Source organism: Acidovorax sp. NN32 (genome assembly GCF_057597245.1).
This window is the reverse complement of sequence record NZ_CP199679.1, coordinates 4,532,052-4,558,790: the sequence shown is the minus strand read 5'-3', so window position 1 is coordinate 4,558,790 and position 26,739 is coordinate 4,532,052. Positions and strand designations below refer to the sequence as shown.

25 protein-coding genes and 1 riboswitch are annotated in these 26,739 nt (G+C 65.1%); of the genes, 18 read left to right on the top strand and 7 right to left on the bottom strand.

From position 1 onward, the window contains the following. The first annotated feature begins 53 nt into the window (after positions 1–53). Both ACT89O_RS20955 and ACT89O_RS20950 read left to right on the top strand, forming a co-directional pair. Positions 54–1,016: a Bug family tripartite tricarboxylate transporter substrate binding protein gene (locus ACT89O_RS20955; RefSeq protein WP_121508494.1), complete on the top strand. Its 963-nt coding sequence runs from the start codon at positions 54–56 to the stop codon at positions 1,014–1,016. Between the two features lie 72 nt (positions 1,017–1,088). Then, on the top strand, positions 1,089–2,570 hold the full coding sequence (locus tag ACT89O_RS20950; protein ID WP_487261080.1) for an NYN domain-containing protein: 1,482 nt from the start codon (positions 1,089–1,091) through the stop codon (positions 2,568–2,570). A gap of 24 nt (positions 2,571–2,594) precedes the next feature. On the opposite strand, the gene ACT89O_RS20945 is transcribed toward ACT89O_RS20950, so the two are convergent. Further along, positions 2,595–3,632: a PfkB family carbohydrate kinase gene (locus ACT89O_RS20945; protein WP_487261079.1), complete on the bottom strand. Its 1,038-nt coding sequence runs from the start codon at positions 3,630–3,632 to the stop codon at positions 2,595–2,597. A 136-nt stretch (positions 3,633–3,768) separates the two neighbouring features. Here ACT89O_RS20945 and ACT89O_RS20940 point away from each other — a divergent pair, with 136 nt between their 5' ends. The 5 genes from ACT89O_RS20940 (at position 3,769) to ACT89O_RS20920 (ending at position 8,348) form a co-directional block, all read left to right on the top strand. Next, a complete protein-coding gene (locus ACT89O_RS20940; protein WP_057270396.1) occupies positions 3,769–4,782 on the top strand; it encodes a sugar ABC transporter substrate-binding protein in 1,014 nt (337 codons plus the stop codon). Between the two features lie 81 nt (positions 4,783–4,863). Beyond that, positions 4,864–5,823 carry an ABC transporter permease gene (locus ACT89O_RS20935; protein ID WP_057270395.1) on the top strand — a complete coding sequence of 320 codons (960 nt, stop codon included), beginning with the start codon at positions 4,864–4,866 and terminating at the stop codon, positions 5,821–5,823. A 2-nt stretch (positions 5,824–5,825) separates the two neighbouring features. Beyond that, positions 5,826–6,632: an ATP-binding cassette domain-containing protein gene (locus ACT89O_RS20930; protein ID WP_487261078.1), complete on the top strand. Its 807-nt coding sequence runs from the start codon at positions 5,826–5,828 to the stop codon at positions 6,630–6,632. Positions 6,633–6,640: 8 nt separating this feature from the next. Next, entirely contained in the window at positions 6,641–7,093 is a 453-nt protein-coding gene (locus ACT89O_RS20925) for an RbsD/FucU family protein (RefSeq protein ID WP_487261077.1), read from the top strand. A gap of 13 nt (positions 7,094–7,106) precedes the next feature. Next, positions 7,107–8,348, top strand: a complete 1,242-nt coding sequence (locus ACT89O_RS20920; RefSeq protein WP_121421229.1) for an ROK family transcriptional regulator — start codon at positions 7,107–7,109, stop codon at positions 8,346–8,348. A 111-nt stretch (positions 8,349–8,459) separates the two neighbouring features. On the opposite strand, the gene ACT89O_RS20915 is transcribed toward ACT89O_RS20920, so the two are convergent. From ACT89O_RS20915 to ACT89O_RS20905, 3 genes are all read right to left on the bottom strand, one after another. Next, positions 8,460–9,263, bottom strand: coding sequence for an HAD-IIB family hydrolase (locus ACT89O_RS20915; protein WP_487262892.1), 804 nt, complete (start codon positions 9,261–9,263; stop codon positions 8,460–8,462). Positions 9,264–9,370: 107 nt separating this feature from the next. Then, positions 9,371–10,834 (bottom strand): hypothetical protein, encoded by a 1,464-nt coding sequence (locus ACT89O_RS20910; protein ID WP_487261076.1) that lies wholly within the window; start codon positions 10,832–10,834, stop codon positions 9,371–9,373. Positions 10,835–11,203: 369 nt separating this feature from the next. Continuing rightward, positions 11,204–12,829, bottom strand: a complete 1,626-nt coding sequence (locus tag ACT89O_RS20905; protein WP_055393087.1) for a peptide chain release factor 3 — start codon at positions 12,827–12,829, stop codon at positions 11,204–11,206. Positions 12,830–13,005: 176 nt separating this feature from the next. Further along, positions 13,006–13,085: riboswitch (S-adenosyl-L-homocysteine riboswitch) on the top strand. Between the two features lie 70 nt (positions 13,086–13,155). Here ACT89O_RS20905 and ahcY point away from each other — a divergent pair. The 5 genes from ahcY to ACT89O_RS20880 all read left to right on the top strand — a co-directional run bounded on the left by ahcY (position 13,156) and on the right by ACT89O_RS20880 (position 17,799). Further along, entirely contained in the window at positions 13,156–14,589 is a 1,434-nt protein-coding gene (gene ahcY / locus ACT89O_RS20900; RefSeq protein ID WP_487261075.1) for an adenosylhomocysteinase, read from the top strand. A 148-nt stretch (positions 14,590–14,737) separates the two neighbouring features. Continuing rightward, positions 14,738–15,736, top strand: a complete 999-nt coding sequence (locus ACT89O_RS20895) for a TlyA family RNA methyltransferase (protein WP_306555416.1) — start codon at positions 14,738–14,740, stop codon at positions 15,734–15,736. Beyond that, entirely contained in the window at positions 15,733–16,584 is an 852-nt protein-coding gene (gene metF / locus ACT89O_RS20890) for a methylenetetrahydrofolate reductase [NAD(P)H] (protein WP_487261074.1), read from the top strand. Before ACT89O_RS20895 ends, metF begins: the two co-directional genes overlap by 4 nt. Positions 16,585–16,694: 110 nt before the next feature. Next, on the top strand, positions 16,695–17,258 hold the full coding sequence (locus ACT89O_RS20885) for a hypothetical protein (RefSeq protein WP_487261073.1): 564 nt from the start codon (positions 16,695–16,697) through the stop codon (positions 17,256–17,258). Next, positions 17,224–17,799: a septal ring lytic transglycosylase RlpA family protein gene (locus ACT89O_RS20880; RefSeq protein WP_228896090.1), complete on the top strand. Its 576-nt coding sequence runs from the start codon at positions 17,224–17,226 to the stop codon at positions 17,797–17,799. Before ACT89O_RS20885 ends, ACT89O_RS20880 begins: the two co-directional genes overlap by 35 nt. A 48-nt stretch (positions 17,800–17,847) precedes the next feature. Here ACT89O_RS20880 and ACT89O_RS20875 read toward each other — a convergent pair whose 3' ends face one another. After that, entirely contained in the window at positions 17,848–18,735 is an 888-nt protein-coding gene (locus ACT89O_RS20875; RefSeq protein ID WP_121508503.1) for a 23S rRNA (adenine(2030)-N(6))-methyltransferase RlmJ, read from the bottom strand. 311 nt (positions 18,736–19,046) lie between these two features. Here ACT89O_RS20875 and ACT89O_RS20870 point away from each other — a divergent pair, with 311 nt between their 5' ends. The 6 genes from ACT89O_RS20870 (at position 19,047) to erpA (ending at position 23,933) form a co-directional block, all read left to right on the top strand. Continuing rightward, positions 19,047–20,996 carry a serine/threonine protein kinase gene (locus tag ACT89O_RS20870; protein ID WP_487261072.1) on the top strand — a complete coding sequence of 650 codons (1,950 nt, stop codon included), beginning with the start codon at positions 19,047–19,049 and terminating at the stop codon, positions 20,994–20,996. A 194-nt stretch (positions 20,997–21,190) separates the two neighbouring features. Beyond that, complete coding sequence (rplM, locus tag ACT89O_RS20865; RefSeq protein WP_008907237.1) at positions 21,191–21,622, top strand: 50S ribosomal protein L13; 432 nt, start codon at positions 21,191–21,193, stop codon at positions 21,620–21,622. Between the two features lie 11 nt (positions 21,623–21,633). Continuing rightward, on the top strand, positions 21,634–22,026 hold the full coding sequence (gene rpsI / locus ACT89O_RS20860) for a 30S ribosomal protein S9 (RefSeq protein ID WP_005798582.1): 393 nt from the start codon (positions 21,634–21,636) through the stop codon (positions 22,024–22,026). Positions 22,027–22,190: 164 nt separating this feature from the next. Then, positions 22,191–22,901, top strand: a complete 711-nt coding sequence (locus ACT89O_RS20855) for a DUF6776 family protein (protein WP_055394671.1) — start codon at positions 22,191–22,193, stop codon at positions 22,899–22,901. Between the two features lie 207 nt (positions 22,902–23,108). Beyond that, positions 23,109–23,507, top strand: a complete 399-nt coding sequence (locus ACT89O_RS20850) for a bactofilin family protein (protein ID WP_055394679.1) — start codon at positions 23,109–23,111, stop codon at positions 23,505–23,507. 60 nt (positions 23,508–23,567) lie between these two features. Continuing rightward, complete coding sequence (erpA, locus tag ACT89O_RS20845; protein ID WP_008907234.1) at positions 23,568–23,933, top strand: iron-sulfur cluster insertion protein ErpA; 366 nt, start codon at positions 23,568–23,570, stop codon at positions 23,931–23,933. 87 nt (positions 23,934–24,020) lie between these two features. Here erpA and ACT89O_RS20840 read toward each other — a convergent pair whose 3' ends face one another. Both ACT89O_RS20840 and ACT89O_RS20835 read right to left on the bottom strand, forming a co-directional pair. Then, positions 24,021–25,136 (bottom strand): anhydro-N-acetylmuramic acid kinase, encoded by a 1,116-nt coding sequence (locus ACT89O_RS20840; protein WP_487261071.1) that lies wholly within the window; start codon positions 25,134–25,136, stop codon positions 24,021–24,023. Positions 25,137–25,334: 198 nt separating this feature from the next. Next, a complete protein-coding gene (locus tag ACT89O_RS20835; RefSeq protein ID WP_487261070.1) occupies positions 25,335–26,696 on the bottom strand; it encodes a peptidoglycan DD-metalloendopeptidase family protein in 1,362 nt (453 codons plus the stop codon). Positions 26,697–26,739: the final 43 nt, after the last annotated feature.

Here is a 26,739-nt window from a genome sequence, read left to right as displayed (position 1 = left end):
GGGCTGCAGTCCAATGAGCGAATCTTTTGTCTTTCGTTTTGAGGAGCCTCGCCATGCAACGTCGCCAGATCATCCAATGGGGAGCCGCCAGCCTCGCCGCCCCCGCGTTCCTGGCGCAGGCCCAGAGCTTTCCCAACAAACCCATCAAGCTGATCATCGCCTTCCCGGCGGGCGGCCCCACCGACATCACCATGCGCGCGCTGGCCGACAACGCCAGCAAGATCCTCGGGCAGACCGTCATTGTCGAAAACAAGCCCGGCGCGGGCGGCACCTTGCCTGCGCAGGCGCTGCAAACCGTGCCTGCCGACGGCTACACGGTGGCGCAGATTCCGCTGGGCGTGTTCCGCCTGCCCTACACCACCAAGATCAACTGGGACCCGGTCAAAGACATCAGCTACGTGCTCAACGTCACCGGCTACGCGTTTGGCCTGGTGGTGCCCGCTGACTCGCCCCTCAAGACCTGGACGCACTTCGTGGCCTGGGCCAAGGCCAACCCCGGCAAGCTCAGCTACGGCTCCACCGGCACCATGACCAGCCCGCACCTGACCATGGAGCTCATCGCCCAGCAGCTGGGCTTGGAGTTGCTCCATGTGCCCTACAAGGGCAGCGCCGACCTCATGCAGTCCATCCTGGGCGGGCAGATCATGGCGGCGGCCGACTCCACCGGTTTTGCACCGCAGGTCGAGGCCGGCAAGCTGCGCGTGCTCAACACCTGGGGCGCCGAGCGCCTGGCCAAGTTCCCCGATGCGCCCACGCTCAAGGAGCTGGGGCTGAACCTGGTGCAGAACTCGCCCTTTGGAATCGGTGCACCCAAGGGCACGCCCGATGCGGTGGTCAAGCGCCTGCACGATGCCTTCAAGCAGGCCATGGAGCAGGAGAGCTATCGCACGGCCCTGGCGCGCTATGACATGGTGCCGATGTACATGAGCACGGCGGCGTACAAGAAGTTTGCGCAGGACACGTTCACGCGCGAGAAGGCGCTGGTAGAGAAACTGGGCTTGGCCAAACCCACCTGAGGCCACTCCCTTCGGAGGGTGCAATGCGTTCCGTGTGATGATCCGCAGCATTGAACGGAACTCACACACGATATGGCATCCCCCTCCGACAGCATCAGCATGGCCCTGTTCTGCGACTTTGAAAACGTCGCTCTGGGCGTGCGCGATGCGCAGTACGAAAAGTTCGACATCAAGCCCATCCTGGAGCGCCTGCTGCTCAAGGGCTCCATCGTGGTCAAGAAGGCCTATTGCGACTGGGAGCGCTACAAGGGCTTCAAGGCCACCATGCATGAGGCGAATTTCGAGCTGATCGAAATCCCGCATGTGCGCCAGTCGGGCAAAAACTCAGCCGACATCCGCCTGGTGGTGGACGCGCTGGACCTCTGCTACACCAAGTCGCACGTCAACACCTTCGTCATCATCAGCGGCGACTCGGACTTCTCGCCGCTGGTGTCCAAGCTGCGCGAGAACAACAAGCAGGTGATCGGTGTGGGCGTCAAGCAGTCCACGTCGGACCTGCTCATCGCCAACTGCGACGAGTTCATCTTTTACGACGACCTGGTCCGCGAGAACCAGCGCGCGCAGGCCCGCCGCCAGGCCCCAGGCAGCAACCCACCGCCCGCGCCCCGCCGCAGCCCCGAGGAGGAGCGCAGCCGCAAGGAAGGTCAGGACGCACGCCGGACCCAGGGCGTGGAGCTGGCGGCCGAAACGTTTGAAGCCCTGCTGTCCGAGCGCGGCGACACCGGCAAGATCTGGGCCTCGGTGCTCAAGGAGGCCATCAAGCGTCGCAAGCCCGATTTCAGCGAAGGCCGGTATGGCTTCCGCACCTTTGGCAACCTGCTGGAGGAAGCGCAGGCGCGTGGGCTGCTGGAGTTTGGGCGCGATGAAAAATCGGGTGCGTATGTGTTCCGCAGCCATGGTCAGCCCAGCGCAACAGCGGCGCCCGCCAGGTCAGAGGGCGCGGGCGAGCGCGCCAGCCAGGGCGGCGCCACACGGCACGACTTCCATGCGGTGGCGACGGCGCCTGACCTGCGTTCGGACGGCGGCGAAGAGCAGGGCCCATCGGGCCGCAGCCGAGGGCGTCGCGGTGAGGGCCCGGACCGGGCAGACGCGCGCTCCCCGCAGCGCCACGAACACCTTGAGGCCGAACAGGCCGATATCCCTGCAGAGCGTCCGGCCAGCCGCTACTTCAGCCAGTCCGTTGCCCCCGAGGCTGCGCCACCAGAGCCGGTGATCGACTCCACCCCGCTGCAAGAAATGCGCTCCGAAGTGGAAGAGGGTGCGGACACGCCGGAAGGCGGTGCATCCACCGAGGACGATGGCCCCGAAGCCGCCACCCCTCGCCGCAGCCGCGCGCGCAGTGGAGACGGCGCAAAGCCCGGCGCCAGCCCCCGCAAGGCCGCCACGCCCCTTGCGCGCAGCGCGCGTGCTGGAGGGAGGGAGGTAAGTGCCGAGTCCTCTACTGCCGCTCCCGAGGCCTCCGCCGCCGAGGCAGAAGGCGCCACACCCGCCAAGGCACCCGCTGCCCGTCCTCGCAGCCGAGCCCGTAAACCGGCAGCCAAGCCGGCTGAGTAAGGGATATCGGCCCGCTGCGGTCGCTCAGCGCCGCAACGCCAGCCTTTCGCGCACTTCCTCGTAACGCGGCGGCGTGCAGCCCGCGCGCTCCACGCAGTGGCCGGCACTGGCCAGCGCGTGGAGCAGCATGGCGCGCAACCGGGCTTCGGTGACCGGAGCCGTCAAGCCCTCCGCACCACGGGCCCGCGCTTCCTCCCCACGCTCAGGCCCTGCCAGCCAGGCGGTGATCAAACCCGCCAGAAAACAGTCGCCTGCGCCCACGGTGTCCACCACCGTGATCGGCGCTTCTTCGCGCGCATGCACGGCCAGGCCGTCGCGTTGCAGCAGCCAGGCACCTTCCGGCCCCAGGGTCAGGGCGAGCCATTGCGCCTGTGTTTGCTGCTGCAAATAGTGGGCGCGTTCCAATGCGTTGGCGCCCGGAACAGCCAGCGCCTCCAGGTCATCGTCACTCACCTTGATGAGGTGGGCGTGCTGCAGGGCGGCCATCACGTTGGCGCGGTAGGCCTCCGCATCGTCCACGGCCGACAGGCGCAGGTTGGCATCCACCACCACCATGCGGCCTGCTGCGCGCTGCGCTGCCAGCCAGGGCTGGTAGATGGCAGCGTCCTTTGCCACCAGCGCCAGGCAGCCCGTGGCCACCACCTGCAGCTCAGGCAATGCGGCGCAAGCAGCCGTCAGCGCGGCGGCCGTCACCTGGCGGTCGGCCACGCCGTCGCGGTAGAAGCTGTAGCTGGCCTTGCCCTCGGCATCCAGTGCGGCCAGTGCCAGCGCGCTGGGCGCACGCACCGGCGTGGGCGCTGCCAGGGCCACGCCAGCATCGTGCAGGCCGCGCGCCAGTTGTCGCCCCAGCAGGTCGCCCGAAAGCGGGTTGAGGTACAGCGTGCCCACCCCTTGCAAACCCAGCGCGCGCGTGAGGTTGTAGACCGCGCCGCCGGCGCAGGGTTTTAGGCGGCCATCGGGCTCTTCGATCAGGTCAAACAAGGCCTCGCCCGCCGTGGCCACGCGCAGCGGCGGCGCGGTGTGGGCGGGGCTAGAGTCGGCGGACTGGATAGGGAAAACCATAAGTAAATCCACTTGATTTATTAACTCGTCGGCCACTATAGTTCGATCCCATCCACCCGACAAGAGTGGTTCACCTGCCAGCCGCGCAGCACGGGGCCGACAGGAATCTGCCATCCCAACACCCGGAGACAACACCATGCAACGCACCCCCGCCTTTGCGCTTTCTGCCCTTGCCCTCACCGGCGCCCTGGCCTGTGGCCTGGCCCAGGCGCAGACATCCGAGCCCGTCATCGGCCTCATCACCAAGACCGAGACCAACCCCTTCTTTGTGAAGATGAAAGAGGGCGCCACGGCCGAGGCCAAGAAGCTGGGTGCCAAGCTGGTGTCGGCCGCAGGCAAGACCGATGGCGACAACGCGGGCCAGGTCACGGCCATGGAGAACCTGATCGCCGCAGGTGCCAAGACCATCCTCATCACCCCCAGCGACGCCAAGGCCATCGTGCCCGCCATCAAGAAGGCGCAGGCACGCGGCGTGATGGTGATTGCACTCGACAGCCCCACCGAGCCCATGGATGCGACGGACGCGCTGTTTGCCACCGACAACTACAAGGCGGGCGAGCTGATCGGCCAGTACGCCAAGGCCGCCGCTGCAGGCAAGAAGCCTGTGATTGCCACGCTGGACCTGTTCCCCGGCCACCCCGTGGGCGCACAGCGGCACAACGGCTTCCTGAAGGGCTTTGGTCTGCAGGCCAACGATGCCAAGAGCAATGAGTTGTCGCGCCCCGCCGAAGTGGTCTGCATGGCCGACAGCTTTGGCGACCGCGCCAAGGGCCAGACCGGCATGGAAAACTGCTTGCAGAAGAACCCTGACATCAACATCGTCTACACCATCAACGAGCCCGCTGCCGCCGGTGCCTACAACGCGCTCAAGGCCGCAGGCAAGGAGAAGAACGTGCTCGTCGTCTCGGTGGACGGTGGCTGTGCGGGCATTGCCGACGTGGGCAAGGGTGTGATCGCCGCCACCAGCCAGCAGTACCCACTGCGCATGGCCGCCATGGGCGTGGCGGCAGGCGTGGAATACGCCAAGACCGGCAAGAAGGTCAGCGGCTACACCGACACCGGCGTGACGCTGATCGCTGCCAAGCCCATGGCGGGCGTGGACAGCAAGGATGTGAAGACCGGAACCGACCTGTGCTGGGGCGCCAAGTAAGCCGCCTCTGCTGAATTGGCGCCAGGCAAGCCGCAACGGGCCTGCCTGCGCGCCCCCTTTGTCCACCCGCACGGAGCCGCCATGTCCTCGACCGCTTCCAAACTACCGCCGCTGGCCACGCTGGGGCCGTTCATCGCGCTGATCCTGGCGTGCGCCTTTTTTGCCACGCAGAGCGAGCGTTTCCTGTCGGCGCAGAACTTCGCGCTCATCCTGCAGCAGGTCATGGTGGTGGCGGTCATCGCCATTGGCCAGACGCTGGTCATCCTCACCGCAGGCATCGATTTGTCGTGTGGCATGGTCATGGCGCTGGGCGGCATTGTGATGACCAAGATGGCGGCGGACTACGGCCTCTCGGCCCCCGTGGCGATTGCCTGCGGTATGGCGGTGACCATGCTATTCGGGTTGATCAACGGCCTGCTGGTCACCAAGATCAAGCTGCCACCCTTCATCGTCACGCTGGGCACGCTCAACATCGCGTTTGCCGCCACGCAGCTGTACTCGGGCGCGCAGACGATCACCGACATCCCGGCCGGCATGACCGCGCTGGGCAACACCTTCCAGCTGGGGCAGACCGCCATCGTGTGGGGGGCCGTGCTCATGCTGGCCCTGTACCTCGTCACCTGGTTTGCGCTGCGCGAGACTGCGCCCGGCCGCCACGTGTACGCCGTGGGCAACAGCCCCGAAGCCACACGCCTCACCGGCATTGCCACCGACAAGGTGCTGCTGGGCGTGTATGTGCTGGCGGGCCTGTTCTACGGCATCGCGTCGGTGCTGTCGGTGGCCCGCACTGGCGCGGGTGACCCGAACGCGGGCCAGACCGAGAACCTCGACGCCATCAGCGCCGTGGTGCTGGGCGGCACCAGCCTGTTTGGCGGGCGCGGCATGATTTTGGGCACGCTGGTGGGGGCGCTCATCGTGGGCGTGTTCCGCAACGGGCTCACGCTGATGGGCGTGTCGTCGGTGTACCAAATTCTGGTCACCGGCATCCTCGTGATCCTGGCCGTGGCCACTGACCAACTCTCGCGAAAAGGAGTGCGTTGATCATGAGCACCTCCCAACACACCACGAACGTCCCGCTGGTCATGCAGGCCAAGGGCCTGGTCAAGCGCTACGGGCAGGTCACCGCGCTCGACGGTGCTGACTTTGAACTGCGCGCCGGTGAAATCCTGGCCGTGATCGGCGACAACGGCGCGGGCAAGTCGAGTCTCATCAAGGCGCTGTCGGGCGCCACCGTGCCCGACGAAGGCGAGATCCTGCTCGACGGCCAGCGCATCCAGTTCAAGAGCCCCATCGACGCGCGCAAGGCGGGCATCGAAACCGTGTACCAGGACCTGGCCGTGGCTCCGGCCATGACGATTGCTGAAAACCTGTTCCTCGGCCGCGAACTGCGCCGCCCCGGACTGCTGGGCAGCGCGCTGCGCATGCTCGACAAGAAGAAGATGCTCGAAGAAAGCGTGGCCCGCATGGCCGAGCTGAAGGTCGGCATCCGCTCGATGACGCAGGCGGTGGAGACACTCTCTGGCGGCCAGCGCCAGTGCGTGGCCGTGGCGCGCGCGGCAGCGTTTGCGCGCCATGTGGTCATCATGGACGAGCCCACCGCCGCCCTGGGCGTGAAGGAAGGCAACATGGTGCTGGAGCTGATCCGCCGCGTGCGCGACAAGGGCCTGCCCGTCATCCTCATCAGCCACAACATGCCCCATGTGTTCGAGATTGCCGACCGCATCCACATCGCCCGCCTGGGCAAGCGCGCCGCCGTGGTCAACCCCAAGAAGATCAGCATGAGCGACACCGTGGCCGTGATGACGGGTGCCATGGCTGCGTCCGACCTGCCCGCCGAGTGCCTTGCCTGAAACGCCCCATGCTGAAGAACATTGATCCCCTGCTGACCCCCGAGCTGCTCAAGGTGCTGGCCGAGATGGGCCACGACGACGCCATCGTGCTGGCCGACGCCAACTTCACCGCCATGAGCCTGGGCGCGGGCAAGCCCGTGCTGCGCCTGCCGGGCATTGGGATGGCACGTGCCGTTCAAGCGGTGGCCAGCGTGCTGCCCCTGGCGCAGGACGTGCCGCACCCCGTGGCCTACATGCAGGTGGGCGGTACCGAGGTGCCCTACCGCTCAGCCCTGCAGCGCGAAACCATGGACGTGCTGGCGCGCGAGGGCGTGGCCAGTGAGCAGGCCGAAGGCGTGGAGCGTTTTGCGTTCTACGAGCGCGTCAAAAAGGCCTATGCCATCGTTGTGACGGGAGAGCTGCAGCCCTGGGGCAACTTCCTGCTGCGCAAGGGCGTCATCGGCGACACTCTGAACGCCTGATCGATTCATCACCATGCTGGACACCGACGCATCCCTACCCGCCGTTGACAACGCTGCCGCCAGCCCCGCGCTGCTGCGCCAGCGTGGCTCCAACCATGTGGGGCTGCGCCAGTTCAACGAGCGCGTTGTGCTGCAGGCGCTGCGCACCCACGGCAGCCTGGCCAAGGCCGAGATGGCACGGGTCACGGGCCTCACGGCACAGACCATCGGCCTCATCACCGCGCGGCTGGACGAAGACCAGTTGCTGCGCCGCGAAGCCCCGGTGCGCGGCCGTGTGGGCCAGCCTTCGGTGCCCATTGGCCTGAACCCCGACGGCGCCTTTGCCATCGGCATCAAGATCGGCCGCCGCAGTGCCGACTGGCTGCTGGTCGATTTCACCGGCCATGTGCGCGAGCGCATCGTGCTCGACTACGCCTTCCCCGACATCGACGTGCTGCTGCCCGCCATCCGCACGCACCTCAACCAGCTGCTCGACGGCCTGGGCCCGCTGCGCTCGCGCGTGGTGGGTGTGGGCGTGGCAGCGCCGTTCCAGCTCGGCGGCTGGCACCGCATGCTGGGGCTCACCGAGGCCCAATCCGAAGCCTGGAACAACATCGACCTGGCCGAGCAGGTGCAGCAGATGACCGAGTTGCCCGTGTCCTTTGCCAAGGACACCTCCGCCGCCTGCGTGGCCGAGCTGCTGCAGGGGCGCGGGCGCGACATCCCGAGTTTTCTGTACCTGTTCATGGACACCTTTGTGGGCGGCGGGCTGGTCATCAATTCGCACCTGCATCGCGGTCTGCATGGCAACGCGGGTGCGGTGGCCTCGCTGCCGCTGTCACCCGCCCAGCCGGGCCAGGCGCCCGCGCAGCTCATCAGCCAGGCATCGCTGTGGGAGCTGGAGCAGCGCTTCCGCGAACATGGCCTCGACCCTATGGCCGCCTACGACAAGCGTGTGCTGCAGGCCCCGTGGCTGGAACACAGCCGGGGCTGGATCGCGCGCGCTGCGGCGGGCCTGGCGCACTGCATCGTCTCGGCCACCGCGTTTTTGGACCTGGATGCCGTGGTGGTCGATGGCGCTGCGGCCCCCGAGCTGCTGCAGGCGCTGTGCGAAAGTGCCCGCCACGCGCTGGCCGACTACAACTGGGAAGGCCTGCACCAGCCCCCCCGGCTGGAGCTGGGCACCATGGGCTCGGACGCCCGCGCGCTGGGCGGAGCGCTGCTGCCCTTGCACGCCTGCTTTGCGCCAGATACGGACATCTTCCTCAAGGCCTGAGAAGGGCGTGGACTGTGAAGTTTTGCTATTAAAAATATAGCTATTTGCGCACGTCCATCAAGCGCTAGGCCGTATTTTTATTCAAATTTCTCGGCCAAGGCTGCTTCAGGCTCAGCTCCCGCCGCGATCCAGACCCGCCAGGATTGCCCGTGCCACTTCGGCAAACCCCGCGCCCCGTTCGCCCTGGGTCACATAACGCGGCAGGTGCTGCAGTTGTGGCACAAAGCGCGCGATGTTGGCCACGCCCACGCTGTGGGGGAAGTGCTCGAACATGAGCTGGTCGTTGGTCGAGTCGCCCACATACACCCAGCGGTCGATCTCCGCGTCGAGGTCGCGTCCCAGCAACTCGCGCACGATCCAGCGCGCGCCCTCCAGCTTGTTGTGCGCCCCGAACCAGCCGTTGATGTGGATGCTGCTCACGGTGGCGTTCATGCCTGCGGCGCGCAGGATCGCCACGCATTGGTCGATCCGCTCTTGGGGCAGGTGTGTGAACTCACTGTGGTCGATGGCGATGTCCGTTTCGCGTCCGGGCGAGTCGGTCGCGCGGCGGGCGCCGGGCACCCTGGCTTCGATGTCAGCCAGCACTTGCTGCATGCGGGCGAAATGGGCTGCGCGCGTGGCTGCATCCTGTTGATATCGTTTTAACAGCGCATCGCGCTTGTCCAGAGAGCGCTGCAGGGCCGCAGCACCATTCTCGGCCACGATGGCATCCACAGGCCAGGCGGCCGCAAAGGGCTCGCTCCAGCCTACGGGGCGACCTGTGATGGGAATCACGGCCAGTCCCCGGGCCTTGAGCGACTCCATCGCCTGCACCACGTGCGCAGGCACAACCCCCTCCGTGGTCAGCGTGTCGTCGATGTCAGTGAGCAGGCCGACGAGGCGGGCGGGAGGATTCCAGGTACTCAACGGAAGCATGGGGGAACGAGAAGGCATAGGGATGGCGAGAGGGGGCGTTGGTGAAAGTCGCGGAGGGCTGCCGCTCGGGCTTGCACCTTTTTCTGTGGACGAAGAGATGGCTGCTTCTAACGGACACTTTGGGCAGGTTGCCCACGCGCCAGGCTCGGGAGTTTCTCTGCGACCCTTTCGGGGGGCATGGGCACCATGTCCCCGCCACGGAACTCGAATAGCTGCAGGGTGGCCAATGGGACCTGTTCCAGGCCACGGCCCTTTTCGTCCACGACGAGCAAATCGCCTGGCTGCGGCTTTGGCGCAAACAGGTCGGCGGTGTTTCTGGCGCGGATCAGTACAGAGCGTTTGTATCCATCATCGGTGCCTCCGAACTCTGGGACTACGAATATGGCCTGCCGCTCTTTGTCGAGCGACAGGGCAAAGCGGTACAGCGTGTCCCAATACGCCAGGTTGGGCCTGAGCGCCTGTTTCTCCTGCGCGTGCACACCTGCCAGGGCCGCAACAAGCGCTGCGCCTCCAACAAGGGCAAAAACCGGGCGCGTCTCTCGCGGCCAGACGACCGCCAGGCAGGCTGAAAACGCCACCCACGGCACGAACAGGTAACGGTCCGGACTGTGAATTCCCGGAAAGGCCGTCAGCGGTATCAGCGGCAGCAGGACGATGCCCAAGGACACGAAGAACACAGGCGCATGGAGGCGGCGCTTCACAGCCGCAAGGCACAGAAGGCCGAGAAATACAACGGCAAGGATGTTGCCGGGCGGTTTGGAGCCGAGGAGCAATTTGGGAACCCGGAGCAACTGGCGCAGGGCCTCGCTGGCATCGAAAACTCCCTGGCTGTAGCCGCCCACGAGGCGCCCCAGTAGCAGGTAGCGCCACCCTATGTAGACCAGTGCAATCAGCACAAACGGTATCAGTGCGCGCACCCGTTGCGGCCACGTGCCCACGGGCAGGAAGGGCAAGAGGACGACCAGGGGTACATAGACTTCCTTGCAGGTAGTCGCCAGCAGGTAGGCCAGGGCCGACAGCCCCAGCCAGTATCCGCGCCCGCCTTTGAGATACCGGGTCCACCCCAGTATCGACAGCATGGCGAACACGAAGCCGGTCGCATAGTGCCCATGCATCAGGCCCGCCGCGATGTGGGCAGTGGGCTTGCCAAGCAACAGCGCAACGGCGCCGATCAGCGCGGGCAGGGGCTCCACCCACTCTCGCAACACGGCATAGAACAACGCGGCTCCCAGCCCCACGAGCAGCAGCAAGTGCGCGTAGTGGCCAGTGGCGGCCATGCCGAACAAGCTCAGGTTGATGTCGTAGAACAGCAGGTTCCATGGAGCGACATTGGCGCTGGAGTGCCCCTGGGCAACGTGGGGCTCCAAGAAATATTGCCAGGGTGTGTATTGGGCGGCGTAGCTCAGGTGAGCGCCGTCATCCCAGCGCCAAGATCCCTGGAGTGATGCGCCATGCACCAGCAGGGTGAGCAGAGACAGAAGCAGTGTGGCGCTGAGACACTCGATCCAGGGATGGCGGTCGATGTGTTCGCGCAGCGCGTGGCGCGCGGCTTTCAATGCTGGAGCGTCCATTGCCAATGACGCAGGAAGTTGAGCGCTGCAGGCGTGTTGTGGCTAGGAGTGCGGGCGGCAGAAGGAGCATCGGCTGCAACGCGCGATAAACGGGTCCCGCGTGGTACCACCTCCTGCGCCCAGGGGCCCACCCTGGGCTTGTCGGTAGCACCACGCGATCCTCGGTTTTTGCACGTTTCGCTTCGATGCCTTCTGCTGCCCACACTCCTAGGCACATCACGCCCTCGGGTCCAAGTCTTCAGCAGCAGCAAGTCCGCACCGACCAGGGCCAGTGCGGAAATGGTGGAGCCTATGCAAGTCCTGGTGCAAAGCGGCGCCGCGGAGAAATTGATCGGCTGACTGCGCAAGAATTTCCCCCTCTTGTGCGGGCTATGCGCCCTGCAGCGCCAACCCCGCATGCTCGCGCAGCGGGTGGAAATGGATCTTCGGAAACCGCTCTTGCGCCAAGCGCACGTCATATGGGCTGGTGCACAGGTAGGCCAGCGTGTCTGCCGCGTCGTGCGCCAGCCGCAGCGGGTAGGCGTCGGTGAACGCGCGCAGGTCGGCTGCGTTGTCGGCGGTGATCCAGCGCGCGCCGGTGTACTGGCAGCCTTCCAGGCGCACATCGGCGTCGTACTCGGCCTTGAGGCGGTGCTGCACCACTTCAAACTGGAGCTGGCCTACGGCGCCCAGCAGCATGTTGCCGCCTGCGTCGGGCTTGAAGACCTGGATCGCGCCTTCCTCGCCCAGCTGGGCCAGGCCCTGCTGCAGCTGCTTGGTGCGCAAGGGGTTCTTGAGCACCACGGTCATGAACATCTCGGGTGCGAAGAACGGCAGGCCGGTGAACTGCAGGTTGGCACCATCGGTGATGGTGTCGCCCAGCTGCACGCCGCCGTGGGTGGTAAAGCCAATGATGTCGCCTGCGTAGGCTTCTTCGACGGCCTCGCGGCGTTGCGACATGAAGGTCACCACGCTGGTGGGGCGCAGCTCCTTGGAGGTGCGCTGCACCTTGAGCTTCATGCCCGGCGTGTATTTGCCCGAGGCCACGCGCACAAAGGCGATGCGGTCGCGGTGGTTGGCATCCATGTTGGCCTGCACCTTGAACACCACCCCGGCAAAGCCTTCGTCTTCGGGCTGGATGGTCTTCACCACGGGTTGCTTGTTCACTTCAAGCGTGCTCACGCGCGGGCCGGGGGGAGGGGCCATGTCCACCAGGGCATCGAGCACTTCCATCACCCCGAAGTTGTTCACGCCGGAGCCGAAGAACACGGGGGTGAGCTTGCCAGCCAGGAAGGCTTCATGGTCCCACGCGGGCGATGCGCCCACGGCCAGTTCCATGCTCTCCAGCGCGGCGTCGAACTCGGCGCCAAAGCGTGCGCGCAGAGTCGCCTCGTCCGACAAGGGGATGGCCTCGAAGTCCTGTGGGCGGCGCTCGCTGCCGGACTCGAACACCGTCATGGTCTTAGTGCGCAGGTTGATGATGCCGCCAAAGCTCTTGCCCTGGCCCACGGGCCAGGTCATGGGGCAGCAGGGCATGCCCAGCTCGCGCTCCACCTCGTCCATGATGTCCAGTGGGTCGCGCACTTCGCGGTCCATCTTGTTCACGAAGGTGATGATGGGCGTATCGCGCTGGCGGCAGACCTCGATCAGGCGGCGGGTCTGTGCTTCCACACCGTTGGCCGCGTCGATCACCATCAGGGCCGAGTCCACGGCGGTGAGCACGCGGTAGGTGTCTTCCGAGAAGTCCTTGTGGCCGGGCGTGTCGAGCAGGTTGATCACGTGCTCGCGGTACAGCATCTGCATGACCGAGCTGGCCACCGAGATGCCGCGCTGCTTTTCGATTTCCATCCAGTCGGAGGTGGCGTGGCGGCTGGCCTTGCGGCCCTTCACGGCGCCTGCGATCTGGATCGCGCCCGAGAACAGCAGCAGCTTTTCCGTCAGCGTCGTCTTACCCGCGTCGGGGTGGGAAATGATGGCAAAGGTACGGCGGCGCCGGGTTTCTGGGGCGTAGGACACAGGGGGTTCCTGAATGGGATGGGTGCGGGGCAGAGCGCCCTGCGCAAGAATCTTCGGGCCGGGACCGGCGTGGGACGCAGGGGCGGCAGTGGCGGGATTTTACTGTTCCGTGCAAGGCCGAGGACGGATTCATCCCGGGGCATGGTGCGGGGAATGCACTTGCTTTTATAATCCGCCGATCCGAGGAGCGTTGCAGCGTCCCCAGCACAGGCGGGGCGTGAGGCTCGGAGTCATCTAGCAACGACGCTCATCCACTTCTCGTGTGGTGAGCTTTTTCACTCCCGCGACCAGTGGTTTTTCAACATGCTTTGGAGCAAGAAACCATCATGAACGCACGCGTCAACGCCCCGGTCAACACCGACTGCATCATTGCCGACATCGGCCTGGCCGCATGGGGCCGCAAAGAAATCCGCATCGCCGAAACCGAGATGCCCGGCCTGATGGCCATCCGCGAGGAGTTCGCGCCCAAGCAGTCGCTCAAGGGCGCCCGCATCACGGGCTCGCTGCACATGACGATCCAGACCGCCGTGCTGATCGAGACGCTGCAGGCATTGGGTGCGCAAGTGCGCTGGGCATCGTGCAACATCTTCTCCACCCAAGACCACGCCGCCGCCGCCATTGCTGCGGCGGGCACTCCGGTGTTTGCCATCAAGGGCGAGACCCTGGCCGAGTACTGGGACTACACCCACCGCATTTTTGACTTTGGCCCCGCCGGCACCGAAGGCGAAGGCCCCAACCTGATCCTGGACGACGGCGGCGATGCCACGCTGCTGATGCACCTGGGCAAGCGCGCCGAAAAGGACGCCTCGCTGATCGCCAACCCCACCAGCGAAGAAGAGACCTGCCTGTTTGCATCCATCAAGGCCAAGCTGGCTGAGGACCCGACCTGGTACAGCCGCAAGAGCGCCCAGATCATCGGCGTGACCGAAGAAACCACCACCGGCGTGCACCGCTTGAAGGAAATGTCGGCCAAGGGCTCGCTGATGTTCCGCGCCATCAACGTGAACGACTCGGTAACCAAGAGCAAGTTCGACAACCTGTACGGTTGCCGTGAATCGCTGGTGGACGGCATCAAGCGCGCCACCGACGTGATGATCGCTGGCAAGGTGGCCGTGGTGGCCGGCTACGGCGACGTGGGCAAGGGCAGCGCCCAGGCCCTGCGTGCACTGAGCGCCCAGGTGTGGGTGACCGAGATCGACCCCATCAACGCCCTGCAGGCTGCGATGGAAGGCTACAAGGTCGTGACGATGGAATACGCTGCCGACAAGGCCGATATCTTCGTGACCACCACCGGCAACAAGGACGTGATCCGCCACGAGCACATGCTGGCCATGAAGGACCAGGCCATCGTCTGCAACATCGGCCACTTCGACAACGAGATCCAGGTGGCGTCGCTGGAGCAGTACGAGTGGGAAGAGATCAAGCCCCAGGTGGACCACGTGATCTTCCCGGACGGCAAGCGCATCATCCTGCTGGCCAAGGGCCGCCTGGTGAACCTGGGCTGCGGCACGGGCCACCCGAGCTTTGTGATGTCGTCGAGCTTTGCCAACCAGACCATTGCCCAGATCGAGCTGTTCACCCACAGCGACTACTACGAAAACGGCAAGGTCTACGTGTTGCCCAAGCACCTGGACGAAAAGGTGGCCCGTCTGCACCTCAAGAAGGTGGGCGCCATGCTGACGGAGCTGACCGACGAGCAGGCTGCCTACATTGGCGTGCCCAAGCAAGGCCCGTACAAGCCGGATACCTACCGCTATTGATCCCGCGCCCCAGGCGCATTGCGCGCCTTGGCGGCATGCCGCCGGTGCGCTGGTGGATCACTGCATCGTGGTTGCTACTATTGTGATAGCTGCTTGCGCTTGATGGATAAGCGCTGGAGGCTGATTTGACTCTTAAAGGATGAGCGCCATGCGTGCAGATGTATTTTTGGTGGAAGCGGGCCATGCGGCCACGCGCTCGCAAGCGCAGCGGCTGATTGCTGCGGGCGTGGAGTGGCGTCTGTCACCCCTGGCGCCCTGGCAGAAGGTGGCCAAGAACGGCGATGACATCCCGTCCGTGGCCGAGGTGAAGCTGCTGGACGATGCCGAGGCCAAGTACATCTCGCGCGGCGGCCTCAAGCTGGAAGGCGCCTTGTTGGCCACGGGGCTGTCCGTGGCCGGGCTGCGCTGCCTGGATGTGGGGCAGAGCACCGGCGGCTTTACCGATTGCCTGCTGCAGCAGGGCGCAGCGCAGGTCATCGGTGTGGACGTGGGCCATGGCCAGCTCCACGAGCGGCTGCGCAGCGATCTACGTGTGGTCTGCGTGGAGGGCGTGAACGCGCGCTCGCTGACCGCACAGGCGCTGCAGGAAGCCTGCGAGCTGGCGCTCTCTGAAGTTGTCGAAGCCGACGAAGACAACGAAACCCAGCCCGAGGCGCCCTACAGCTGGATGCGCAATGGCGGCCTGGTGGACGATGCCTACGATGACAGCGGCGACGCGAAAGAGCAGGACATCGAAGCGTTCAAGTCCGAGCGCGCGCAGCGCGCAGAGGCGCGGGCGCTGGGCACGCTGCCCGTCCAGCGCCGTCGCCGCCCCGACTGCGCGGGCGTGGACATCACGCCGGTGTTCGACGTGATGACAGGCGACCTCTCGTTCATTTCGCTCACGCTGGTGCTGCCCGCGCTGGTGCCTCTGCTGGCGCCCGACGGCCATTTGCTCATGCTGGTCAAGCCGCAGTTTGAACTGCAGCCGGGCCAGGTGGGCAAGGGCGGTGTGGTGCGGGATGCCGCGCTGTATGCGGTGGTGGAAAAGCGTATCCGTGACTGCTGCGCCGAACTGGGCCTGGCCGTACAGGCCTGGCTCGACAGCCCCATCCAGGGCGGCGACGGCAACCATGAATTTTTTGTTTATGCGAGGAGGGCTGCATGATTGCTGCCAATGCCCAGGGCACCGGTTTTCCGGTGAGTTTCGAGTTTTTCCCGCCCAAGACGTCCGATGGGGCGGACAAGCTGCGGGCCGCGCGCCAGCAGCTGTATGCGCTGCACCCTGATTTCTGCTCGGTGACCTACGGCGCCGGTGGTTCCACGCAGGAGGGCACTTTTGGCACGGTGCGTGAAATCCTGGCCGAAGGTGTGAGCGCCGCTTCGCACTTCTCGTGCATTGGTGCCACACGCCAGTCCGTGCGCGAGCAGCTCGCCACGCTCAAGGCCATGGGCGTCAAGCGCTTGGTGGCGCTGCGCGGCGATTTGCCCAGCGGCTACGGCGCGGGCGGGGAGTTTCAGTACGCCAGTGACCTGGTGGCCTTCATCCGCGCGGAGACGGGCCGGGATTTCCACATCGAAGTGGCCGCCTACCCCGAGGTGCACCCCCAGGCCAAGTCGCCCGAGGCGGACCTGAAGGCCTACATCGCCAAGGTGCAGGCGGGTGCGGACTCGGCCATCACCCAGTATTTCTACAACAGCGATGCGTATTTCCGCTTTGTGGAAGACACGCAGCGCCTGGGCGCCACCGTGCCCGTGGTGCCCGGCATCATGCCCATCGGAAGCTCCACGCAGCTGATGCGTTTCTCGGACGCCTGCGGTGCCGAGATTCCCCGCTGGATCCGGCTGCGCCTGCAGGCGTTTGGCGACGACACAGCCAGCATCAAGGCCTTTGGGCTGGATGTGGTGACCGACCTGTGTGACCAGCTGCGCAGCGCGGGCGTGCCCGCACTGCATTTCTACACCATGAACCAGAGTGCGGCCACTCTGGAAATCTGCCGCCGCCTGGGGATCTGACGACCACGGCTTGGCTACCATTAGCACTTTGCAACATTTGCAGGGGGATGGTGGTCATGGAACGAGCTGGGGTGGCGGTATGGTGTGCGCTGTGTGTGTGGGTGTCGGGCATGTCGGGCGTTCAGGCGCAGACCCGCTACCACTGCAGGGACGGAAATGGGAACACTTTTGTCCTGTCGCGGCCGTGCCCTGAGGGCTCCCGCACCACAGCCGCTGTGGCTGGGCCTGCCCCGGCGCAATATTCATCGCCACGTTATGACAGCTATTCGCCGGTGCGGTCATCGCCCGAAACCCCGGACCACCACCAGTACCTGAGCGCGCGCTGCCGGGCCCTGGATGAAAACATCCGGGGAGCGTATGGCCGGGGCATCAAGGCCGACGTGGTGGAAGGAATGCGGCGCGAATACCGGCGCGATTGCCGGGAGGAGGAGCAGGATGCGTACTCACGGCTTTCGGCGGAGCGCCGCCACCGCGACAAGCAACGCCGGGAAGACGAAAAGTCTGCCCAGGTCGCAGCACAGGCTTCCAGGGAGCAGCAGGAGCGGCACGCCCAGCAATGCGCCGAGTCTCGCCGCATTCTTACCAACAAACGCGCCAGAACGGATTTGACGGATGGAGAGAAAAACGATCTGCGACGGTTTGAGGAAGCATTTCTGGAGCGCTGCAAGCGCTAGCGCCCACCTGCGGCTGCTGCCCCTGCTGGTTGCGGCCTACTGTGCGTGGTTGCCTGCTGCGCAGGCAGAGGGGGCCGGTAACACGGCAGAGCCCTCCACCCCGAATGCCGTGGATGCCGCGTTGGCCGAGGCGGGGCTGCTGGATGAGGAGGTGCAACCTCTTGGTGAGCCCATTGACGCTCCATGGGCTGCGCCTTCGGGGGAGTCTGGCCGGTACGAGGTGGCGCCAGAGACCGGACTCGCGTCCTGGTACGGGCCTGGGTTTCACCGGCGCAAGACAGCCAGTGGTGAGCGGTTTGACATGCACGCAATGACCGCTGCGCACCCCACCCTGGCCTTTGGCACATTCATCTGTGTGCGCAGCCAGATCACGGGCCGAGGGGTTGTGGTGCGCGTGAATGACCGGGGGCCCCATGCGCGGGGCCGGATCGTGGACTTGAGCCGCGCTGCAGCCATTGCCCTGGGGCTGCACGGTCTGGGGCTCAAGCCGGTGGAGGTGTTTCCTGTGGCCAATGGAGAATCGACCTGCCCTGAAGAGTGAGGACGTGGGGGCGGATGGGCCGTAAGAACGACCCGCCACTTGGACGCATCAGCCGCCTGATTCCAGGGTGTGCGTGGCGTGTTTGTCCTGGGCCAGCAATTCCACCATTTGTGGCAGTGCGGTTTTGAGCGCGGCCTTCAGGGTGAAGGGCGGGTTGATCAGAAACATGCCACTGGCTGGCAAGCCTGGACGCTTGACGTCGCCAGCAGCGTTTTCGGTGAGCTTGCTGTTCTTGACGGTCAGCGTGGCATGCAGCCAGCTCTTGCCTGCCTTGGTGGCCAGGGTCTTGAGGCGGCGAGGCAGGTCGTGCGCCTCGGGGCGCGGGATGATGGGGTACCAAAAGGCGTACGTGCCGGTGGCAAAGCGCTTGAGCGAATCCGCCGCCATATCGAGCACCTTGGCATAGTCGCTCTTGATTTCATAGCTGGGATCGCACAGCACCAAAGCGCGGCGGGCCGGTGGAGGCAGGAATTTCTTGATCCCTTCGAACCCGTCTTCGTGCAGCACGGCCACTTGGCGGCCTGCTTCGAGCTGGGCCACGTTGCCCGCCAGGGCGCGCAGGTCGGTGGGATGCAGCTCAAAGAGCTTGAGCTTGTCGTGGTCGCGCAACAGGCGCTGGGTGATGAACGGGGAGCCTGGGTAAACCCGCAGCGTGTTGCCCTGGTTGAAGGCACGGACCATGTCCACATAGGCCTGCAGGGCCGGCGTGAGGGTTGGGGCCGTGGGGGCAAACAGGCGGACGATGCCGTCTGCAGCTTCGCCGCTGGTGCTGGCGTAGTCGCCATCGAGCCGGTAGAGGCCCGCGCCCGCATGCGTGTCCAGCACGGTGAGGGCCGCGTCTTTCTCGGTAAGGTGTTGCAAGGCGGCGATCAAGACCGTGTGCTTGAGCACATCGGCATGGTTGCCTGCGTGGAAGGCGTGGCGATAACTGAACATGGCTCTATGGTAACGAGTGCGCCCTGTCGCCTTCCTGGGCCGGGTCGAGGGGTGGCTGCACTGGGTGGCGGGCACCAGAGGCCGGGTCATGGTTCCATGCGAATTTGTCATGGGCTGTGGGCGGCCAGGAACCATGGCGCGGCACAATCGGCGTATCTCTGACCAGGGTGTGTAACTTTTTTGGCAGACGGGAAGCCTTTTGTTTCTGTAGCGCGTGCTGGCATGCTTCATGATTGCGTTTGGAGCGGTGTTGGCACCCGTTCACCCACAATCTCTGTCGAAACAAGCCCGCACGCCACACCCTTTCCACCATGATCGCAAGTTCCAGCCAAGCCCCAGCCAGCGGTGTCAGCCATGTGGATGCGCTGCCGCCAGGCACCCGCCTCGCTGAGTTCGAGATCCTTGCGCTCCTGGGGGTTGGCGGGTTTGGCATGGTCTACAAAGCCTTTGACCACTCCCTGCACCGGGCCGTGGCGATCAAGGAATACATGCCTTCGGCGCTGGCGGGGCGTGCGCAGGGCCAGTCGCTCTGGGTGAGATCCTCGTCGGACCAGCAAACGTTCCAGGCCGGGCTGGCCTCTTTTGTGGGTGAGGCGCGCCTGCTGGCGCAGTTTGACCACCCTTCGCTGGTCAAGGTGTTCCGCTTCTGGGAGGCGAACAACACCGCCTACATGGTCATGCCCCTCTACAGCGGTATGACCTTCAAGCAGGCCCGTGCCCAGATGCGCACCCCGCCGCCCGAGATCTGGCTGCGCAAGGTGCTGTGGTCAGTGCTGGGTGCCCTGCGGGTGCTCCATGACGGTAAGACCCTGCATCGGGATATTTCGCCCGACAACATTTTTCTGCAGGACATCGGCCCCCCGGTGCTGCTCGACCTGGGCGCTGCCCGGCACGCGATCAACGACCAGGACCGCAAACACACCGCCGTCCTCAAGGTCAACTACGCGCCCATAGAGCAATATTCCGATGGCGACGAGGATTTGCGCCAGGGCCCGTGGAGCGACCTGTATTCCCTGGCTGCGGTGGTGCATGGCTGCTTGTGCAACGACACGCCGCTGCCTGCCACGTTGCGCTCCATCCGCGATCGCATGGTGTCGTTCTCCCGCGTGGCCAGAACCGTCAAGCGCCAGTTTGGCGTGGAGTATTCCGCGCCTTTCGTGGCGGCGATCGCGCAGTCGCTGGCGCTCAAGCCGGAGGACCGGCCGCAGAGCATCGACGCGTTCCTGCAGCTCATGGAGATGACGTCCGCGCCGGAGGGGAGCGAGCACTTCGACTTCCGGAACGACCTGGGGGATATCTGGGTGGAGCCTGCCGATCAGCCGGGCCCGGGCTTGGTAACGCCTACGGTGGATGTGACCTCAGCACCCAGCATCGTGGCAGAGATGCACGCCCAGGCGCAACGCGCCACCGGGAACGGAGTGGCCCACGATGCCGGAGGGCGTGCCACGCCCGCAGGCGAAGCGAATGTTGGCGGAGACACCGTGATGCTGGGCGGCCCGGACACTGTGGCTGCCGATGCGGGTGATACGGTCTTCATCGACGCAGGAGACACGGTGGTGGTCGATGACTCCCGCTACGACGATCCTGCGGGCGGCCACCAGCCGGGGAGCACCACCCGCCATGCGTCCGACCATCGGCCACAGCTATTGGAGCGGGAGATCGCCCGCCCCCACGGCAAGGCGGTGAAAACCACGCGGCGCTCGCCGGTTCTGGTGTGGCTCGGGGTGGCTGTGGTGGCCGTGGTGGTTTCTGCCGCCGGCCTGCGCTGGGCCCAGAGCAGCAAGGCGCCGCAGGACGACATCATCACCGAGATGGCAGAGCCGCCCGCAGCGCCGCCGCCTGCAGTGATGGAGACGGCGCTGCAGGACCCGGCCGCAGCGGCCTCTGCTGCTGTGGACGGCGCTGCGAGCGATACGGTGGCTGCTGCATCCATGCCTGCGCCAGCACTGGTTCCTGCTTCTGCTCCGCGCGCCCCCACTCGTGCGCGACGGGCCGCCCCTGAGCCGGCTCCGACCCCGATCTTGGTGCATGAGGAGCCGCCCCCGCCACCGCCCCCTGTGGTGGCCGAGCCCAAGCCTCGCCCGCCACCACCGCGTGTGCCCAGCCCGCAAGAGGCCTGTGCAGATGCCAATTTCCTCGCACGCCCCATGTGCATCCACCAGGAATGCCAGAAGCCATCCCAGGCCAACCAGCCCATCTGCGTGGAGAACCGCCGCCGCTACGAAGCCGACGAGCAGCGCCGCCGGCAGACCCCCAATTAGCCGTGGGCGAGGGGGCCGTGGGCTGCTTTCCGGCTACGGGCTTGCGCCACAGGCCTGCAAATTCGTATAATCGCGGGCTTCGCAGCGCTTTTGTGGTCCCGCGGCGAAGACTTTACGCCACCTAAGAGGCTTCCTTCAGAGAAGCACCGACCGTGGAAAAGGACCCACCAAACCCTCTTTTGAAGAGAAAACTCATGACTACTACTTTCAGCGCAAAGCCCGCTGAGGTTGTGCACGAGTGGTTTGTGATTGACGCGACCGACAAGGTCCTCGGACGAGTAGCCAGCGAAGTTGCTCTCCGTTTGCGCGGCAAACACAAGGCCATTTACACGCCTCACGTCGATACCGGTGACTTCATCGTCATCATCAACGCCGCCCAGCTCAAGGTCACCGGCACCAAGTCCCTGGACAAGGTGTACTACCGCCACTCGGGTTACCCCGGCGGTATCACGGCCACGAACTTCCGCGACATGCAAGCCAAGCACCCCGGCCGCGCGCTGGAAAAGGCTGTCAAGGGCATGCTGCCCAAGGGCCCCCTTGGCTACGCGATGATCAAGAAACTCAAGGTGTACGGTGGTGCTGAGCATCCCCACACCGCCCAGCAGCCCAAAGTGCTGGAAATCTAAGGAGCCTTGAGATGATTGGTGAATGGAACAATGGCACCGGCCGTCGCAAGTCCAGCGTCGCCCGCGTGTTTCTTAAAAAAGGCTCCGGCAAGATCACGGTGAACGGCAAGGACATCCAGTCCTACTTCGGCCGCGAAACCTCGATCATGATTGCCAAGCAACCCCTGGCGTTGACCAACCATGTCGAAACCTTCGACATCCAGATCAACGTGCACGGTGGTGGTGAATCCGGCCAGGCTGGCGCTGCCCGCCACGGTATCACCCGTGCTTTGATCGACTACGACGCATCCCTCAAGCCCGTCCTGAGCCAAGCTGGCTTCGTGACGCGTGATGCCCGTGAAGTCGAGCGTAAGAAGGTCGGTCTGCATTCCGCACGCCGCGCCAAGCAGTTCTCCAAGCGTTAAGCTGGTTGGGCTCTGGAGGGATGGCCGCTTTCGGGCTGGCATCCTTCTCCCTGCGAAGCTTTCCTCGGACTGCTTTACAGAACAAAAAACCGCCTTCGGGCGGTTTTTTCGTTTAAGGTGCGCTCTTTTCTCCGAGCCATCCTGATGTTTCACCCCTTCTCACCATGCGCCTTCGCCTTCTGCGCCGCCGACTGACGATCAGCGCCCCGAGGGTGGCCATCCGCAGTGCCTTGCCCTGGCCCCTTCGCTGGCTGGCCCTGGCCGTGGTTTTTGGTTTCTGTGCGGCAGTAGCCCTCTGGGCCTTTGAGTTTGGAAAGTCCATCGCAGGGCTGGATACCGTCTCCCGTGACGAACTCCTGCAATTGCGGGCGGAAGTGGATCGCTTGCGGGCTGAGGGGCAAGAGCAACAGACGGTAGCCCATACGGCGGAGAGTCTTCTGGTGGCCGAGCGGGCTGCCAAGGAAAGCCTGATGGCGCAGGTTCGGCAGCTGGAGACCGACAACCGCACGCTGCGCGAAGACCTGGGGTTCTTTGAAAAGCTGATTCCCGCCGCAAAGGCCGAAGGGCTGGCGATCCGTAGTCTGCAGGCCGAGGTGCTGGGGGGAATGCAGCTGCGCTGGCAGGTCCTGGTGATCCAGGCGACGCGCAATGCCCCCGAATTCAATGGTCGGCTGGAACTGGTGCTGACGGGCACCCAGGATGGCAAGCCCTGGACCCAGACCCAGCCAGCCCAGGGACAGCCGCTGCAGGTCAAGCAGTACCGGCGCATTGAGGGTGTGCTCGATCTGCCCCCCAGCGCCGTGGTAAAAACCGTGACCGCGCGCGTGCTGGAGGGCTCTGCGGTTCGCGCCGTGCAGGCGATGACCATCGACTAGTCCGGCGGCAGGGTTGGGAAGGGCCCCTCCGGGGAGCCTCATCCAGCCTGCTGCAAGGCCCCATGCAGCCCTGCGCCGGTCGTTGTGGCAGGCAGGGGTGATGTGTGCGGGGCTTCGCGCCGTAGCCGTTTTCCGTGGGCTTTCTGCCCCGTCGTTTTCTGTTTGTATGCTCCGGGTTGGAGCATGCGCATTGAGGAGTTTTCACCCATGTTTTCCCGCAAGAAGCAGCCACCGATCAAAAGCCTGATCGCCCAGGGCACCCGGATCGAGGGAGATGTGCACTTTGCCGAAGGCATGCGCATTGATGGCGAGGTGGTGGGGGACATCCGTGCGGGTTCGGAGCAGCCCAGCATCCTGGTGATTTCCGAGACGGCGCGCGTGGAGGGGGCGGTGCATGCCGACCATGTGATCGTCAATGGCCAGGTGGTGGGGCCTGTGCACGCTGCCGAACTGCTGGAGCTGCAGCCCAAGGCCAAGATTACCGGCAATGTGCACTACAAGGCGCTGGAGATGCACCAGGGCGCCGTGATTGCCGGGCAGATGTGCCCGGTGGCTGTGCTGGTAGAGGAAAAGCCCCCACTGAAGTTAGCGTCAAACGGGCAGTGAACTGAATTCCCGAGAAGACTGCAGTACTATTCACCGCAAACTTTGAACCCGGAGTACCCCATGAGCGCTGTTGCCGAAAACATCCAGACCGAAATGCCTGCCCCCATCCTGTTTACGGACAGCGCGGCGGCCAAGGTGGCGGACCTGATTGCCGAAGAGGGCAACCCTGACCTGAAACTGCGCGTTTTTGTGCAAGGCGGCGGTTGCTCGGGTTTTCAGTACGGCTTCACCTTTGATGAAATCACCAATGAAGACGACACCACCATGACGAAGAACGGTGTGTCGCTGTTGATCGATGCCATGAGCTACCAATACCTCGTCGGCGCCGAGATTGACTACAAGGAAGACCTGCAAGGGGCTCAGTTCGTTATCAAGAACCCCAATGCCACGACGACCTGCGGCTGTGGCTCCAGCTTCTCTGCCTGACACGGAGAGGGTAGGGGTCAGGTGTACACACCGCTCTGTACCTGACCTCTGACCACGTAGCCGCCCGCATGGGCGGCTTTTGTTTTTTCAGGCTGGGTAAACAGCGCCCAGCACACGGGCTCCCGCAGCGCCGGTCACACTGGCCAGGTTGCCGGGCCGTCCGTGCAGCGCCTGCCGTGCCAGCCAGGCAAAGGCCGCCGCCTCCACCTGCAATGCGGGCAGGCCCAGGGTATCGGTGGCGGTGACCTGCACGCCAGGGCAGGCTGCCTGCAGCCGTGCCATCAAATGGGCATTGAGTGCGCCGCCGCCGCACACTGCCATCGTTTGGCTACTTTTTTTGTAGCTGTTTGCGCTTATTGCACATGCGCGGGCGGTGTATTCGGTCAGGGTCGCCTGTACGTCGGCAGGGTTTACCTGTGCGAACGGCGCCAAGTGGTGTGCGAGCCATGCGGGGTTGAACAGATCGCGTCCCGTGCTCTTGGGGGGTGGCTTGTGCAAAAAGGGTTCGTCCAGCAACGATGCCAGCAACTCCGGCAGCACCTTTCCGCTGGCGGCCCACGCGCCTCCTGCGTCGAAAGCCTGGCCGGTGTGCCGTTGGCACCAGTAGTCCATCAGCGCGTTGCCGGGGCCGCAGTCAAAGCCCAGCACACTGCCGTCGGCGCCCAGCACGCTGAGGTTGGAGATGCCGCCGATGTTGAGCACCAGCACGGTTTCACCCGCGCGGCCAAAAACCCCCTGGTGAAACGCTGGCACCAGGGGTGCACCCTGTCCACCTGCCGCCACGTCACGGCTGCGGAAATCGGCCACCACGGTGATGCCGGTGCGCTCCGCCAGCAGGGCTGGGTTGCCCAGCTGCAGGGTATACCCCGTGCCATCAAATTCCTGGGGGCGGTGGCGCACCGTCTGCCCGTGGGCGCCGATGGCGCGGATGGAGGATGCTGGCTGCCCGCTGCGCTTGAGCAGCGTTTGCACAATCTGCGCGTAGGCCCGCGACAGGGCGTTGCCTGCCAGCGCAGCGCGGTGCAATTCGTCAGTGCCCGAAGTGTTGAGGGCCATCAGTTCGGCCCGCAGTTCGGGCGCGAAGGGCGCGCTGGCATGGTGGGTGACCACGCAGTGCGAGCCGGAAAAATCGGCCAGCACCCCGTCGATGCCATCGAGCGAGGTGCCCGACATCAGGCCGATGTACAGCTCGGATGCGCTCACAGGAGCCGTGTGGACTGTGAAAGTGTGGACGGAAGAGCCTCAGGTCCAGGGGCCCCAAAGCCCAGGCAAGCGGCGCGGCCGAGGCCAGTGGTTGCCGCGCAAGGGCCGCCGCGCCGCGTATGCGGCGCTTCGCTTGCGTGCGCTGGCGGCGTCCCCCCGTGGGGGGAAGGCGCGAAGCGACTCAGGCGAGGCTTCACTTCACTCTGCGCTGGCTTGTTCGATCTGTGCAGCGGCCGACAGCTGGATGCGCATGTTGGCCGCCAGGCGGTCAAACGCAGGGCGCGAGGCCTTTGAGACTGGCGCGGCCGCCTCGCTCTGGGCCACGATAGTCATGGGGTCTTGGTGCACGCCGTTGACGCGGAACTCAAAGTGCAGGTGCGGGCCGGTGGCCCAGCCTGTGGCACCCACGGCGCCCAGGGTCTGGCCTTGTTCGACCGACTGTCCCTGGCGCACGTCGATGCGGCTCAGGTGGGCATACACGGTGACGTGCTGGTTGCGGTGCTTGACGAAGACCACATTGCCAAAACCGTTCTGCACGCCTGCAAACTCCACCACGCCATCGCCCACGGTGCGCACTGCGGTGCCGGTGGGCGCGGCGAAGTCGGTGCCCAGGTGGGCGCGCCAAGTCTTCAGGATGGGGTGTAGGCGCATCTTGAAGCCGCTGGTCACGCGCGAGAACTCCACCGGGGAGGTGAGGTACGCGCGGCGCATGCTTTCGCCGTCCAGCGTGTAGTAGGCGCCCTTGGCGGCACCGGGTTCCTGGAACCAGACGGCCTCATGGGTCTTGCCGTTATTCACGAACTCGGCGCTCAGAACGCGGCCACTGGACAGGGGCTCGCCATCGGCTTCCAGCGTTTCGTACACCACCGAGAAGCGGTCGCCCTTGCGCAGCGAACGGCGAAAGTCGATGTTGCCCGAGAACAGCTCGGCCATTTGCACTGCCACGGCGTCGGGGATGTTGGACGCATCGGTGGCGGCAAATAGCGAACTGTGGATGATGCCGCCCGCCAGCCGACTGTTGGTCGTCATCTTGGCGGTTTCGATGCGCGTCGCAAACTTGTTGTCGCCCGTGCGCTCGACGATCAGGCGGCGGAAGTTGCCACTGTCGTCCGGCACCCAGCGCACCGTCAGGCGAATCAGGCGGTGGTCGTCCGTGGTTTCTGCCGACACGATGCGGCCGGTGCGGCCCAGCACATTTTGTCGCACAGGAGTGTCACCACGCATGAATGCAGCGGCGGCCGGGTCGGCCACGCCCATGCGCTGCAGCAGCGACTCGGGGGTGTCGCTGCTGCGCACCTGTTCCGAGCGGAACAGCGAAAAGCCCGGAGCTTCCAGCTCGCCCAGCACGAGGTTTTCTGCCAGAGATTCAACGGGGTAGCTCACCATGCGCACCGGTAGCTCGGCCGGGTCCGGCGCAAAGGACGCCACAGCGAATGCGCCGCCACCACCCGTCAGCAGGATGGCTGCGACGGCGGCGGTGATGCGTTTGGGATGTTGTTGGATCGTGCGGGACAGCCGGTCAAGCAAAGCCGAGCTGGCGGTGGTCAAGCCGTGAATCAATGGTCTATCCCCAGGGTGAGAGTGAATCCGTGACACTTCCCCG